Source organism: Paenalcaligenes sp. DL 463 (assembly GCF_057475185.1).
In genome coordinates this window covers 88514-103049 of sequence record NZ_JBYBKX010000003.1, presented here as the reverse complement: position 1 = coordinate 103049, position 14536 = coordinate 88514, and the positions used below count along the sequence as shown (strand labels likewise).

Genomic DNA, 14536 nt, shown 5'->3' with positions numbered 1-14536 from the left:
GACAACTCTAGGCCGAGCCATCGTCGTCATCATCTAAACGACGGTGGGGTAAGAATAATAGAAAATCAACCAACGGCCATAGCATCGCGGTAAGCACGGCCGACAACACCCATCCCCATCCGCTCGATTCGCCAGCAATCCATGCATGCAATAGATCAGGTATGGCATTCGCTACAAAGAAAATCGGTATCAAATGCATCAGTTGAATCGTCGGTTCAAACTGCAGTAAACGCCGAGACAACACGATCACCCCATAGGCTGCGAGCACATAACTTAATGCGTGCTCTCCCAAAAAACTCGCATCATGAACATCAATTAAAATGCCTAAGGAAAAGGCCCAAAGCATGTTGACGCGACGAGGTTCGTGCAATATCCAAAAGGACAGAACCAGCATCAATAAATCAGGAGCAGGAACCCATTGCCGCCAAGGTAGCAGCATCACAAGCCAGGTTAAGAAAATCGAGCCCCATACTATCCAGGAGCCCGATCTATTTTTAAATGGTGAAGAATCAATGGGTTGAAGAGAGCTTAACGAGGACGACGAGCGTTTCACCGGTAAGCTTGAGCGCTCCGGCTTATTGCTCATGGTCGAATTCCTCGTTATCTGGATTAATCACAGGCTCGGGTACTAATAAAATCAAAAAATGCCGATAACGCTCGGGAAACGATAAAGGAGTACCAACCGCTACCGCAAAACCCGTGGCGTTATCTCGTTCTACGCTGTCAACACGCGCCACCGGCAGTCCTGCTGGAAACAAGCCACCAATCCCGCTAGTAATCAAGGTGTCACCCACCTCAAGGTCAACATCAGAGGTCAAATAACGCGCCTCTACCTTAGAGGCCGCTGCTCCACCAAAAGCAATAAGCCTAAGCCCATTACGTAACACTTGTACGGGCACGGATACTTTCTCGTCGGTAATCAGCGCCGCTTCAGACGTGTAGGGCGTAACACGCACGACTTGCCCCACCACACCGCCATCGTCAATGACGGGCATGCCTGCACGAATACCGTGCGTGGAGCCCTTATTGAAAATAAGATGTCGATTAAAGGCATTAGAAGGCTCGTAAAAAACCTCAACGGCGACGGACGGCTGTGACACGCGATCCGCCACCTGCAGTAAGCGACGTAGCTGCTCATTCTCGGCAGATAACTGCGCGGCATGAGTGGACAACTGTGCTAATTCGATACGTTGACGCTGCAGGGCTTCTTTTTCCGAACGCACCAAGGCAGCAGAGTCTGTCCAGCTACTTAAGTAGCTGGCGAGGTCTCCAGGTGCCATGGCAGCCCGTTGGAAGGGGTACAACACGACAGAAATTGCCTGCCGAGCAGGCTCCAGCAATTTACTGCGAGCATCCACCACCAATAACGTCATTGCTAAAATCACAAAAACCGCTAAACGAACCTCGGCAGAGGGCCCGCGCTTAAAAAGCCGGATTGTGCTTTGTTCTTGCATGCATAAACCAATAACGATCTGGCCGTGCTTGAAACACAAACAAAACTGTGGTCAAACCGGTTAATCGTAGATAAATACCGCCCCGAGCTTTTCAAGGTGCTCTAGCGCTTCACCGCAGCCTCGGACCACGCAGGTAAGCGGATCGTCAGCGACCACCACAGGCAAGCCCGTTTCTTCTTGAAGTAAACGATCGAGGTCGTGTACTAAGGCTCCGCCTCCGGTTAAGGCAATCCCTTTTTCGGTAATATCGGCGCCTAATTCAGGAGGCGTTTGTTCTAAGCCGGTTTTCACGGCAGAGACAATTTGATTCAAAGGATCGGTTAGCGACTCAAGAATTTCGTTGGAAGACACCGTGAAACTGCGTGGTACCCCTTCAGACAAATTTCGCCCTTTGACTTCGATTTCACGAATCTCCGTACCCGGGAACGCCGAGCCGATTTCTTTTTTAATACGTTCTGCTGTGGGCTCACCAATTAACATACCGTAATTACGACGGATGTAATTAATGATTGCCTCGTCGAACTTATCGCCGCCAACGCGTACCGAGCCTTTATAAACCATGCCGCCTAAGGAAATAACGGCAACCTCGGTAGTACCACCACCAATATCAACCACCATTGAACCGCTGGCATCCGATACGGCTAGACCAGCACCGATGGCCGCGGCCATGGGCTCTTCAATTAAATACACCTGACTTGCCCCCGCACCCAGTGCGGACTCACGAATAGCACGACGTTCAACCTGCGTAGAACCGCAAGGAACACACACGATAATGCGTGGACTGGGCGCAAACATACTGCGAGGGTGCACCATACGTATAAACTGTTTGAGCATTTGCTCGGTAACAGTAAAGTCGGCAATGACCCCGTCTTTCATGGGGCGTATGGCTTCAATATTACCAGGAACGCGTCCCAACATTTGTTTGGCCTCTTGGCCAACTGCTTGAATAATTTTTTTTCCGTTAGGGCCACCATCGTGACGAATCGCAACAACGGAAGGCTCGTCCAGCACAATCCCCTTGCCCCGTACATAGATTAGGGTATTGGCTGTACCGAGATCGATCGCCATATCGCTGGAGAAATAACTGCGTAGGAATCCGAACATGGGCGTGCAATGTAGATAAATGATGGGAAAATAGGTATGTTCGACGCCATCGCCATCAGTGTAATGGGTTATAAAAACCTATTCACCAACGAACACACAAAACACCTGAGAAATAAAGGGTCAATGATAACTTATAATTTGTACCTCATAAGACAGAATTAACGCCTAGTTAAACCCTGTAACCCTCTTTTCAGGTAAAAGCCTGTTTTGCGGCATAAGGTCGGCAGGCATTTAAACTATTTATCGACATACCGGAATTATTTATGGCAATTTCACAGCAGGATGTAGCTCGCATCGCACAGCTGGCCCACATTGAGCTTTCGCCAGAGCAGACCGCACAAGCAGAGCAAGACTTTGCGCGTATTATTCATCTCATTGAAGCCTTGCAATCGGTGGACACCAGTGGTGTAGAGCCCATGACCCACCCCCTGTCGGCAATTCAAGAGATTTCCTTACGTTTACGTGCTGATGAGGCCGCACCCACGGCAAGCGAAGCTGAGCGCGACACCCTTATGGCGAACGCGCCGGCTCAAGACGAAGGCCTGTTCCTTGTGCCCACTGTTATCGAATAATACTCACTATGTCACTATTAAATGAATACCCTTCTATTCACGCACTTAGCTCCGCGTTGCGTGAAAAAAAATTCAGTGCGCGCGAACTTGCACAAGACGCGTTAAACACCGTGGCGGCACGCTCTGCGTTGAATGCTTTTATACACGTAGACGCCGACCTGACGCTACGCCAAGCCGATGCTGCGGATGCGTTACTTGCTAACAATCAAGGTGGCGCCTTAACGGGCATCCCCATTGCACACAAAGACGTGTTCGTGACCCAAGGTTGGCGCACAACCGCTGGCAGCAAAATGCTGGAAAACTACCGCAGCCCTTTCGACGCGACCATCGTCTCGCGCCTGAACGCTGCCGGCACGGTGTCGTTAGGTAAGCTCAACTGTGACGAGTTTGCCATGGGCTCAGATAATCAAAGCTCGTTCTTTGGTGCTGTACAAAACCCGTGGGACACGCGTAAATCACCCGGTGGCTCATCGGGTGGTTCTGCTGCCGCCGTTGCTGCAAATTTGGTGTTATGCGCAACAGGTAGCGATACCGGAGGTTCGATTCGCCAGCCCGCCGCTTTGTGCGGTGTCAGTGGCATCAAGCCCACCTACGGTACCATGTCACGCTACGGCATGATTGCCTATGGCTCTAGTCTGGATCAAGCAGGGCCCATCGCACGCAATGCTAAAGACCTATTGGAAGTTCTAAGCACCATTAGCGGCTTTGATGAGCACGACCCCACGAGCCTTGAAGTGTGCTTAAACGACGCCAACACCGGCGAACGCATTCGCCAACACTTCAATACGTGGCAACAGCGCTTCGAACAGAACCCCGCCCAGCCTTTAGCGGGATTGCGCATTGGCGTACCGAAGGAATACTTTGAAGGCGAGCTCGATAACACCTTGGCTGCCCCAATCGAATCGGCCATCGCTCATTTCGAAAAGCTAGGCGCTACCCGTGTTGACGTTTCGCTTCCTCGCACTCGCGAGGCGATTCCCGCCTATTACGTGATCACGCCAGCCGAAGCCTCAAGCAACCTGTCTCGCTTTGATGGCGTACGATTTGGTCATCGCTCAGATCGTTATGGCAACCTTGAAGAAATGATCAGTCGTTCGCGTGCCGAGGGATTTGGCGACGAAGTCATACGCCGTATCTTGGTGGGCACCTACGTGCTATCAGAGGGATACTACGACGCCTATTACTTACAAGCTCAACGCGTACGCCGCATGATCGTTAACGACTTTCAACAAGCCTTCGCCGAGTGTGACATCTTGATGGGGCCCGTTACGCCGACGCTGGCGCGCCCATTAGGTGAACCGTCCAGTGACCCCACCACCGAGTGGCTCTCTGACATATACACCTTGGGTGTTAGTCTGGCTGGCCTACCCGCCATGTCTATACCTTGTGGCTTTAGCGACGACACCCAACCTTTGCCGATTGGGCTACAACTTATTGGTAATTACTTCAGCGAAGGCCAACTTCTGGCCTTAGCAGACCGTTACCAACAAGACACCGACTGGCACCAACGTAAACCGGAAGCAAAATAATGGAATGGGAAATTGTTATTGGGCTAGAAACGCACGCCCAACTCTCAACCGCATCGAAAATATTCTCTAGCAGTAGCACGCGTTTTGGGGCGGCCCCTAATACGCAAGCCAGTGCGACCGACATGGCGCTTCCCGGCACTTTACCGGTTTTTAATGCTGGCGCTGTCGACAAAGCGATTAGTTTTGGATTAGCCGTTGGCGGCCATATCGCGCCTTTTTCGATTTTCGCGCGTAAAAACTATTTTTACCCCGACCTACCTAAAAACTATCAAATTAGTCAGTTTGAACACCCGATCGTACAAGGTGGAAAGGTCAGTTTCTTTGTAGGCGAAGACGAGCTCAGCGTTAACCTAACGCGTGCCCACCTTGAAGAGGATGCAGGGAAGTCTTTGCACGAGAACTTTACCGGCCCTTACGGCGAATCATCTACCGGCATTGACTTAAACCGCGCTGGCACACCGTTGCTTGAAATCGTGTCCGAGCCTGAAATGCGCTCGGCGGCCCAAGCCGTGGGATACGCCCGAGCACTACATAGTTTGGTGGTCTGGCTAGGTATGTGTGACGGGAACATGCAAGAAGGCTCGTTCCGCGTCGACGCCAACGTTTCGGTACGCCCTAAAGGCCAGAAAGAACTCGGCACACGCTGTGAGCTAAAGAACATCAACTCTTTCCGCTTTTTAGAACGTGCTATTAATTACGAGGCACGACGTCAGATCGAACTGATCGAAGACGGTGGCACCGTCTTACAAGAAACACGCCTTTACGATGCCGATCTCGACGAAACACGCAGTATGCGCACAAAGGGTGATGCTGACGATTATCGTTACTTCCCCGACCCTGATTTACCGCCACTACTGATCTCTGACGATAAGATCAACGCTGTGCGTGCGCAAATGCCTGAGCTGCCTGCCACAAAACGCGAACGCTATCAGCAAGAGTTCGACTTAAGCGCCTACGATGCCGCTCAACTCACAATGAGTCGCGACACAGCGCAGTTCTTCGAGCAAACCAACGCCGCGCTGAATAACGCGCAGGCCAAATTGGCGGCTAACTGGGTACTTGGCGAGTTAGCAGCTGCCCTGAATCGCGAAGAGATCGAACTCAGTGCATCCAAAGTCAGTCCAGAGCAACTTGCTAAGCTTATTTCTCGCATCGCTGACAACACCATTTCCAACAAAATTGCACGGGATGTGTTTCAAGCCATGTGGGCAGGCGAAGAGCAAGGCGATGCTGACCGCATCATTGACAGCAAGGGCTTAAAGCAAATTAGCGACGTCGGCGCTATCGCAGCCATGGTCGACGAGGTCATTGCTGCCAACCCTGCAACGGTAGAAGAGTACCGTAGTGGACGTGACAAAGCCTTTAACTCGCTCGTCGGACAAGTGATGAAGGCCGCCCGCGGAAAGGCGAACCCTAAGCAAGTCACAGACCTATTAAAAGAGAAGCTGGGCTAGGTCTGCCTCTCTGCTTAATACGTGCCAACCGCAGCCCTAGCGCTGCGGTTTTTTTTGCACACTACCTTTGTTTTCCACGCCAAAACACCTCAACATATAAGCCCAAATCAGGGTCATCATTAATTTCTCTAATGATGACCCTTGATTAGCCCATTTTTACTGTCAAAATGATAGCCTTTCTAATAGTGGGAGAGAAATCATGAAAACAAACAAGGCTCTCGATATTCGGGCCTTACGAACGTTTGTGACCGTGGCGGCGACCGGCAGTTTGACCCAAGCCGCAAACGAATTGGGCTTAACCCAATCCGCTGTGTCACAAGTGATTGCCCAGATCGAAACCATTGTTGGGGTTCCGATGCTTGATCGCTCAAAGCGGCCATTAAAACTAACCGCTGCAGGGCTGTCACTCCATCGTAGCGCACAGCATTTAGTGTTAGAGATGGACAAACTCATTGCCCAAACTCGTGAGGCTGCACAACTCAGTCGTAAAGAGGTACGTCTGGGAATGATTGATTCTTTTTCCGCAACGGTGGGACCGCATGTACTTAATACAACGTTGCAGAATACCAGTCGTATTCTAGCGTGGTCAGGGTTAGCAAACGTCCATGCCAACGGGTTATTAAGCCGGCAATTGGATTTGATTGTCTCTTCTGATCCCTGTGATGAGATAGACGGTCTAGTTCGTACCCCCTTATACCGTGAACCCTTTTTGCTGGTGGTTCCTAAAGGATTAGAAACAAAATTCAAAAATAAAGACCTGTTGGATTGCGCTCAATTAGCGCCGTTTATCAGGTTTAGCGAACGATCTCATTACGGATCAATGATTGAACGTCATTTACGAAGACGGAACGTCAGTATCCCGCATTACCTAGAGATCGATACCGCTGACGTGGTGTTAGCAATGGTTGCGTCCCGTTTGGGCTGGTCAATTGCCTCACCTTTATGCGTTTTACAAGGAATAGGGTACTGGGACAAGATTTCAGTTTTGCCGTTACCAGGACCCAATTTTTCTCGCACTATTTATCTGATCTCTCGCTTGGGCGAGAACGAAGATATCAGTGCAGACCTATACAAGAGCTGTCAAAAAGCCCTTGATGAACAGGTTCTTCCGGTATTGAAACAAAAGATACCGTGGCTTGAATGAAGCACTTGGCGTCACTATCAACTTGAGGAGACAAGATGTCTATCGACCGTCGGAATTTTATGAAAGGTGTAGCAGTAAGCGCGGCATTAGCGAGCTTACCGTTAAGTAGTCGTTTGGCTTTTGCAGCCGAGATGCAAACCATTAATTATGGTGGCTCACAGTGGCTTGGACACTATCCCGCTTATGTCGCCATGCAAAACGGCACTTTTGAAGCCAATAATATTAAGCTGGGCTGGGACTCGTTCGGCACCTCCTCTGGACGCATGAGCGCGTTAATGGCCGGTAATATTGATGTGGCCGGCACAGGCGTTGTGTCTGCTATTGCCTTAATGGCGCGCGGCGTTAACCGCTTCTACGTTATCGGCGTACCGGAAAACTTTGGTCGTGTTGAGGGCTTATTCACACATAACGATGTGAACTCACTGGAAGACCTGCGTGGTAAAACCATCGGCACCACCTTTGCCTCCAGCAGTCACATGCTGGTGTTAGATCTTCTGGCACAGCACAACCTAAAGGTGGATAGCGATGTTAATGTAATTAACGTGCCCGCCCCTGAACTGCCCGCCGCCATGCAATCAAAACAAATTGATGCATGTGCCACCTGGACACCCTACTTTAACCAAATAGCACGGATGCCCGACATCAAGCTGTTTGCGGACGATACCGAGTTCAGCCTGTATAAAGAGTTTGGCGTCACCCCCGGCCCCGATGTGTTGGTCGTCAGTAAGTCGTTTGCAGATAAAAACCCAGAACTGATCAAACGCTTTACCAAAGCCTATTTCGAGACATGCGCACTACTCGGCGCTAACCCTGAAAAAGCAGTCGATATTCTCAGCGAGTTAACTCAGCTCGATAGCGAAGAGCAGCTACAAACCATTAATGATGCTGACTGGTATGACCTTGCTATGCAACAGTCCATGCTAGCGCCTGGAGCTAAGTTTGTGGAAGGCTTGCAGCGACTCTCAGACATGTTGGTGGACTTCGGACAAATCGACAAATCACCCGACGTTGCCCAATGGATTAAAGCGGATTTCGTTTAAGCCCAAGCCCTTTGAGTTACTACGTAGTAAAAGGCCCCTAGCTTGAGAAGGGGCCTGTCCTACTACTGCTTTAATAAAGCCTTATTATGCCCAACCATAAACCAGAACAACGTTCTCTTTTATTCATTAGCACGTTATCGGTCATTGCCTTTATCGCCATATGGGAAACCGCATGTCGCACAGGTCTGGTCGACCCCATCTTCTTACCAGCACCCTCAGAGGTGTTAGCTCGTGCGTACACCACACTCAATAACGGCACCCTCATCGCGAACGTTTTAGCATCAACCCGTCGCGTGATGATCGGCTTCCTTATGGCCGTTATCGTCTCTATTCCTTTAGGTCTGGTGCTAGGCTCCTCACGTCGAGCCTGCGCGATCTTTGACCCATTGATTTCTCTGCTACGCCCCTTGCCTTCAATGAGCTGGATACCACTGTCATTACTCTGGTTTGGTATTACAGAAACTCAAAAATACAGCATTGTCTTTATGGGTACCATTGCTCCGGCATTGCTTTACGTCATCGAAGCGACCCGTAACGTCGATAAAGTACTGATCCTCGCTGCCCGAAATATGGGAGCGTCACGTATTCAGGTGATGCGCGAAGTGATTCTACCGGCAAGCCTAGCTCAAATTATTAGTGGCTTCAAAATCATTCTAGGTTTGGCGTGGACTTGTGTCATTTCCGCTGAGCTTATTGCCGCTAAAGAAGGCTTGGGCTTCATGATTATGAACGGTAAAGAGTTCTTCCAGACCGACACCGTTGTGCTGGGTATGGTCATGATCAGCGTCACGGTACTTATTATTGACGTCATCTTGCGTCGTATCGAAAACAAAGTATTAGCGTGGCAACGCTAAGAGGAGAGCAAGCATGATTTCAATTAAAGGCGTAAGCAAAAAATTTGGTGATTTAACCGTACTCAATAATATCGACCTTGAGGTAGAGAAAGGTGAGTTCGTTGTTTTACTCGGCGCTTCTGGCTGCGGAAAATCCACACTATTAAACCTGATCGCGGGGTTCGAGCAGCCCACTGACGGTACGGTATCCGTGAATGGCCATGAGGTGACCGACGTCGACCCACACAGCGGCATGGTGTTTCAACAGTACGCGTTGTTTCCGTGGCTAAGTGTGCTTGATAACGTTGCTTTTGGCCTTAAGTTGCGCGGTATTAGTAAAAAAGAACGTCACGAAATCGCCAAGAAATACGTGGACATGGTGGGACTCACACCGTTCATGGATTCGTACCCTAAGGCCTTATCCGGTGGTATGCGCCAACGCGTAGCCATCGCCCGAGTCTTAGCCAATGACACGGATGTGATCTTACTGGATGAGCCGTTTGCTGCGCTGGATGCGATGACCCGACAGGTTCTTCAAGAACAGCTCGTGGAAATTTACGAACGCAGCGGAAAGACGATCGCCTTTATCACGCACTCGATTGACGAAGCCCTGTTACTGGCGACGCGAATTATTATTCTGGGCTCTAAGCCTGGGCGCATCGTCAAAGATATACGTAATGACCTCCCCCACCCACGAAACGCTAGCGTGCAGCTGTCAGAACGTTATACACAGCTAAAAGCCGACATTTGGGATGTGGTTCAAGTCGAAGTAATGAAAAGTTTAGAAAGTAAGCAGTAATCTTCTTTTAGCGTCCTCAAGGAGCTCTATCGTGTCAACCGCTGACACTTACCCCCATTACACTAACAAATCGGGCTGGAATGCGTTACTGCCTTCCCGTCAGCCCGTTATACCAGCCCGTATAGAGGCTGAGTACGATTTCGTCATCATTGGTGCTGGCTTTACGGGTTTAGCAGCTGCTCGACGTATAGCGGAACTTAATCCGAACAAGCAAGTGTTGGTGCTTGAAGCCACCACCTTAGGCGAAGGCTCATCGGCGCGAAACTCTGGCTTTTTAATTAGCTTACCGCACAACACCAAAATTGGTGGGCACCATAGCCCGCGTGAAACGGCATTAAAACAGATCAGAGTGTATAACTCTGGCCTGTCATGGTTGCAAGATATTGTCGATACCCACCATATTGAGTGCGGCTGGGCCGCTGTCGGCAAGTATCACGGAGCCGCTACCAGTAAGGGACAAGACAGTCTGGTAAGTATGCTGGCACAGTATCAAGACTGGGGGATCACGTGTCGCGCGTTATCACAAAGTGAACTCGTGCATAACATCGGTACCGACTATTATCGCTATGCATTACAAACGCAGAACAACGTGTTTGTACAGCCTGCTGCACTCGTGCGGGGCTTGGCCGATAGCTTAGCAAAAAATGTGGTGCTGGCTGAGAACTCACCAGTGCAAAAAGTTGAAGAGATAAGCGACCATTTCATCGTTCACGTTGGGGGCACACGCGTTAAAACACCTAAGCTATTTTTAACCAATAATGGTTTTGCAAAAAAACTGGGGTATTTAAAAGATAGACTGATCACCATCTATACCTACGCCGGTTTTACGCCGCAACTCGATGAAACCGAACAGCAATGGTTTGGACACGATAAACATTGGGGGCTAATCCCTGCAAACCGCTTAGGCTCAACCTTAAGAAAAACCGAAGAAGGCCGCTTCATGGTGCGCAGTTCGTACTCGTACGAACATTCGCAACCCGATTCAGTCGTAAAAGCCATGCTTCTGGACTGCTATCGTCGCCGATACCCCAACCTGCCTCGTCACGAGCTAGAGCATGTATGGGGCGGAGTCACTGCACTAACCCGTAACGGAGCCAGTTATTTTGGTGAAATAAAACCCAATTTATACACGTCGGTGGGATGCAATGGTGCGGGAGTATTAAAAGGCACTATTTACGGGAAATTGCTGGCAGAGATGATCATGGGCCAAGTCTCTACTGAACTGCAAGATGTGCTAACGCTAGATAAACCCACTTGGTTACCGCCTGAGCCCCTACGCGGCCTTGCCGTACTAAGCACCATACAACTGCAAAAACGTATTGCAGGCGCTGAGCGCTAAACACGTTCAAGCAAGCCTCTGTGGATAACTTATGTGCCGCGTTATCCACAGGGGTGTTTTATACGCCGTAGCGCTGTCTGTACGCTGCAACCCGTTGTTGGTGCTCGGCTAACTCGGCGTTACCCGCTAAAAATGCCATGATGTCGCTTAACGACGCGATACTGACCACCGGAATGCCAAAGCGCTGCTCAACCTCTTGTACCGCTGAATGTGGTGATAAGGCATCGTCAGCCCCGGCACGCTCCATACGATCAAGAGCAATCAATACCGCTGCCGGTTCGGCGCCCGCTGCACGGATAATATCGACGGACTCGCCTACCGATGTGCCTGCTGTGATCACGTCATCAATGATCACCACCTTCCCTTCCAACGGTGCGCCCACTAGGGTTCCGCCCTCGCCATGGGCTTTGGCCTCTTTGCGATTAAAGGCAAACGGCACATCACGCCCTTCTAAGCTTGGGTGATTCACCAAGGCACACGCGGTGGCGGTGGATAAGGGGATGCCTTTATAAGCAGGTCCAAATAACATATCGAAACTCAAACCCGAGTCGATCAGTGCCTGTGCATAAAATTGGGCTAACTTACCCACAGATGCACCGCTGTTAAACAGGCCCGCGTTAAAAAAGTAGGGGCTTAAGCGTCCTGACTTCACTTTGAATTCACCAAAACGCAACACGCCTTGGTCTAACGCGAACCGAACAAACTCGCTGCGTTGAGTTGATATGTCACCCATAATCGTCTTAAAAATAAAGAATAAAAGTCTTATTATTTCACATTGATGCCGCTGGCGCGTCACTTCGTCCTCAATTCAAACCCTATCTTCGGCAGAATGGCTGCAACAATAGGATGAATAAGGTACAGTGCTCTGCGTAATGACGGAGAAATCACCTTGTTAAAAGTTACTAGTTTAAATGTTAATGGAATTCGCGCCGCTTTTCGTAAGGGCCTGCAACCTTGGCTAAGCAGCTATGGGCCACACATCGTTGCGATGCAGGAAGTACGCATTCAAGATAGCGATTTAACCGATGCCATGCGACACCCAGAAGGCTATACCGGCTACTTCAATCTTGCCGAGCGCAAAGGCTACAGCGGAGTCGGCTTTTATCTCTCACACGATGCCAACACGGTGCGTTCGGGCATGGGATGTAATGAGTTTGATCCCGAGGGTCGAATTATCCGTGCAGATTACGAGGGGCTCAGTGTCGTCAGTGCCTACCTACCGTCGGGCTCAAGCGGCGATCCGCGCCAAGAGGCTAAATATCGATTTTTAGCGCACTACGAGCAATGGATGGATGCGCTCATGCAAGAGCACCGCGATACCGGACAAGAATTCATTATTTGCGGGGATTGGAACATCGCTCATCAAGAAATTGACTTGAAAAACTGGAAAGGCAACTTGAAAAATTCGGGATTTTTGCCTGAAGAGCGTGCGTGGATGACCAAAGTACAAACGGATATGGGCTGGGTGGATGTTTATCGACGTCTACACCCTGACACCACCGCTGAGTGCTATACCTGGTGGAGTAATCGCGGTCAGGCTTGGGCCAATAACGTAGGGTGGCGCATTGATTACCAAATTGCCACGCCGGGTGTAGCCGCCACAGCTCAGAACGCTGAAGTCTATAAAGACGAGCGCTTCAGCGACCACGCCCCCCTAACCATTGATTACGACTGGCGTTTAGGAAGCTAAGCCTTTAAGTGCTAAGTGCTGCACAATAAACTCGGCCACCTCATGCGGGGCATTCAAATTCAGCAAAGGCAGGGGGCAATCGGGCAAAGGCTCGTCGGTAGCAACCGCCACCACGCCTTGGTTCTCGCTGTAAACCGCAGGAATGCCTCGCGACGGACGATGAACCTCTATACGAGAAATATCGGCTTGTCGGTAACCTTCTACCAGCACGAGATCGACTGGTGCTAAGCGCTGCACCAGTTCAGCTAAGGTGGGCTCGGGCTGTTCATGCAAAGCATGAAACACCGCGTATTGATAGGGCGACGCCACAATCACCTCACGCGCGCCAGCCGTTCTAAAGCGCGCGCTATCTTTATGGGGTGGCTCGAAGCTGAGTTGATGATGGCTATGCTTGATGACCGCAACTTCTAATTTTTGTTGCGCAAACCACGTCAGCATCGATTCAATTAACGTTGTCTTGCCACTGCCCGACTTACCAATTACACCAAACACCGGTTGCTGCATGATCTGCCTCGTCAATAATTGCGCTTAGCGGTCGCGAGCAACAGCGAAATCACAAAACTCAACCAATGTTTGCTTAAAGGCAGAGTCTGGAAAGACACTAACAGCCTGTAAGGCCATTTTGACTTCAGCCTCGGCAGCTTCTCGTGTGTAGCGAATGGCGTCCGTATTATGAATGGCCTGCGCAACTGCCGTGAAATCAGCATCACCGGTCTCGATCGCTGTTTTGATCAGTTGTTGTTCGGTTTCGGTGCCCACTTCCATGACACGAATAAGCGGCAACGTGGGTTTTCCTTCACGCAGGTCATCGCCTACGTTTTTACCCAATGCTTCGGCATCACCGCTGTAATCGAGCACATCGTCAATTAACTGAAACGCTGTGCCGATATGGCGGCCGTATGCCGCGGCGGCCTCTTCGAGCTCGGCCGATGCACCCGCTAAAATAGCCCCCACTTGTGCTGCGGCCTCGAAGAGTTTGGCCGTTTTGTAACGCACCACTTGTAAGTAACGCTCGCGCGAGACGTCAGGGTCATGCACGTTCAGCAGTTGCAAGACTTCGCCTTCGGCGATAATCGTCGTAGCACCCGATAAGACGGACATAGCTCGCATCGAACCACATTCAACCATCATCTCGAACGAGCGTGAATAAAGGTAATCGCCGACTAATACACTGGCCGCATTACCAAAGACCGCATTGGCTGTGCTACGACCACGGCGCAAATCAGATTCGTCCACAACATCGTCGTGCAATAACGTAGCGGTATGAATAAATTCAACCACGGCTGCCAACAGGTGGTGATTGGTACCTTGGTAGCCTAAAGCATTTGCCACGAGTAATACCATGGCAGGGCGCATGCGCTTACCGCCCGCCCCCACAATGTATTCCCCTATCGTACGTATTAAGACAACTTCTGAGTTAAGGCGGCCCCGAATCACAGCATCAAGCTCTTGCATGTCGTCGGTGATTGGGGTCATCAGATCTGGGAGATTCAAAACAATTTCCGGACTAAAAGGTTATGGGCAATCAGCATACCCTGCATAAGACTGCAATTATACGTTTTTGTACGCCATTAGCCG

At 50.4% G+C, this 14536-nt stretch carries 15 protein-coding genes; 9 read left to right on the top strand and 6 right to left on the bottom strand.

Annotation, left to right across the window (positions count from 1 at the left end; genetic code table 11):
* Positions 1 to 7: 7 nt before the first annotated feature.
* Genes mreD through AC2UZI_RS12010 form a run of 3 tightly spaced genes read right to left on the bottom strand, consistent with a single transcriptional unit; the run spans position 8 to position 2558 of the window.
* A complete protein-coding gene (gene mreD / locus AC2UZI_RS12020; RefSeq protein WP_486944115.1) occupies positions 8 to 586 on the bottom strand; it encodes a rod shape-determining protein MreD in 579 nt (192 codons plus the stop codon).
* On the bottom strand, positions 576 to 1454 hold the full coding sequence (gene mreC, locus AC2UZI_RS12015) for a rod shape-determining protein MreC (protein ID WP_486944114.1): 879 nt from the start codon (positions 1452 to 1454) through the stop codon (positions 576 to 578). Before mreC ends, mreD begins: the two co-directional genes overlap by 11 nt.
* 60 nt (positions 1455 to 1514) lie before the next feature.
* Positions 1515 to 2558 carry a rod shape-determining protein gene (locus AC2UZI_RS12010; protein ID WP_486944113.1) on the bottom strand — a complete coding sequence of 348 codons (1044 nt, stop codon included), beginning with the start codon at positions 2556 to 2558 and terminating at the stop codon, positions 1515 to 1517.
* A 263-nt stretch (positions 2559 to 2821) separates the two neighbouring features.
* On the opposite strand from AC2UZI_RS12010, the gene gatC reads away from it, so the two are divergent.
* The 8 genes from gatC (at position 2822) to AC2UZI_RS11970 (ending at position 11268) form a co-directional block, all read left to right on the top strand.
* Positions 2822 to 3130 (top strand): Asp-tRNA(Asn)/Glu-tRNA(Gln) amidotransferase subunit GatC, encoded by a 309-nt coding sequence (gene gatC / locus AC2UZI_RS12005; protein WP_486944112.1) that lies wholly within the window; start codon positions 2822 to 2824, stop codon positions 3128 to 3130.
* 8 nt (positions 3131 to 3138) lie between these two features.
* Positions 3139 to 4659, top strand: coding sequence for an Asp-tRNA(Asn)/Glu-tRNA(Gln) amidotransferase subunit GatA (gene gatA / locus AC2UZI_RS12000; RefSeq protein WP_486944111.1), 1521 nt, complete (start codon positions 3139 to 3141; stop codon positions 4657 to 4659).
* Complete coding sequence (gene gatB, locus AC2UZI_RS11995; protein WP_486944110.1) at positions 4659 to 6113, top strand: Asp-tRNA(Asn)/Glu-tRNA(Gln) amidotransferase subunit GatB; 1455 nt, start codon at positions 4659 to 4661, stop codon at positions 6111 to 6113. The genes gatA and gatB overlap by 1 nt, the downstream gene beginning before the upstream one ends.
* Before the next feature lie 199 nt (positions 6114 to 6312).
* Positions 6313 to 7257 carry a LysR family transcriptional regulator gene (locus AC2UZI_RS11990; protein ID WP_486944109.1) on the top strand — a complete coding sequence of 315 codons (945 nt, stop codon included), beginning with the start codon at positions 6313 to 6315 and terminating at the stop codon, positions 7255 to 7257.
* 35 nt (positions 7258 to 7292) lie between these two features.
* Positions 7293 to 8297 (top strand): ABC transporter substrate-binding protein, encoded by a 1005-nt coding sequence (locus tag AC2UZI_RS11985; protein WP_486944108.1) that lies wholly within the window; start codon positions 7293 to 7295, stop codon positions 8295 to 8297.
* A gap of 83 nt (positions 8298 to 8380) precedes the next feature.
* Positions 8381 to 9151: an ABC transporter permease gene (locus AC2UZI_RS11980; protein WP_486944274.1), complete on the top strand. Its 771-nt coding sequence runs from the start codon at positions 8381 to 8383 to the stop codon at positions 9149 to 9151.
* Between the two features lie 13 nt (positions 9152 to 9164).
* Complete coding sequence (locus AC2UZI_RS11975) at positions 9165 to 9929, top strand: ABC transporter ATP-binding protein (RefSeq protein ID WP_486944107.1); 765 nt, start codon at positions 9165 to 9167, stop codon at positions 9927 to 9929.
* A gap of 31 nt (positions 9930 to 9960) precedes the next feature.
* Entirely contained in the window at positions 9961 to 11268 is a 1308-nt protein-coding gene (locus tag AC2UZI_RS11970; RefSeq protein ID WP_486944106.1) for an NAD(P)/FAD-dependent oxidoreductase, read from the top strand.
* Positions 11269 to 11326: 58 nt separating this feature from the next.
* On the opposite strand, the gene pyrE is transcribed toward AC2UZI_RS11970, so the two are convergent.
* Positions 11327 to 12001 carry an orotate phosphoribosyltransferase gene (pyrE, locus tag AC2UZI_RS11965; RefSeq protein ID WP_486944105.1) on the bottom strand — a complete coding sequence of 225 codons (675 nt, stop codon included), beginning with the start codon at positions 11999 to 12001 and terminating at the stop codon, positions 11327 to 11329.
* 156 nt (positions 12002 to 12157) lie between these two features.
* Here pyrE and AC2UZI_RS11960 point away from each other — a divergent pair, with 156 nt between their 5' ends.
* Positions 12158 to 12958, top strand: a complete 801-nt coding sequence (locus AC2UZI_RS11960; RefSeq protein ID WP_486944104.1) for an exodeoxyribonuclease III — start codon at positions 12158 to 12160, stop codon at positions 12956 to 12958.
* On the opposite strand, the gene mobB is transcribed toward AC2UZI_RS11960, so the two are convergent.
* A complete protein-coding gene (gene mobB, locus AC2UZI_RS11955; protein ID WP_486944103.1) occupies positions 12947 to 13462 on the bottom strand; it encodes a molybdopterin-guanine dinucleotide biosynthesis protein B in 516 nt (171 codons plus the stop codon). The genes AC2UZI_RS11960 and mobB overlap by 12 nt on opposite strands.
* A gap of 24 nt (positions 13463 to 13486) precedes the next feature.
* Entirely contained in the window at positions 13487 to 14452 is a 966-nt protein-coding gene (ispB, locus tag AC2UZI_RS11950) for an octaprenyl diphosphate synthase (RefSeq protein WP_486944102.1), read from the bottom strand.
* Positions 14453 to 14536: the final 84 nt, after the last annotated feature.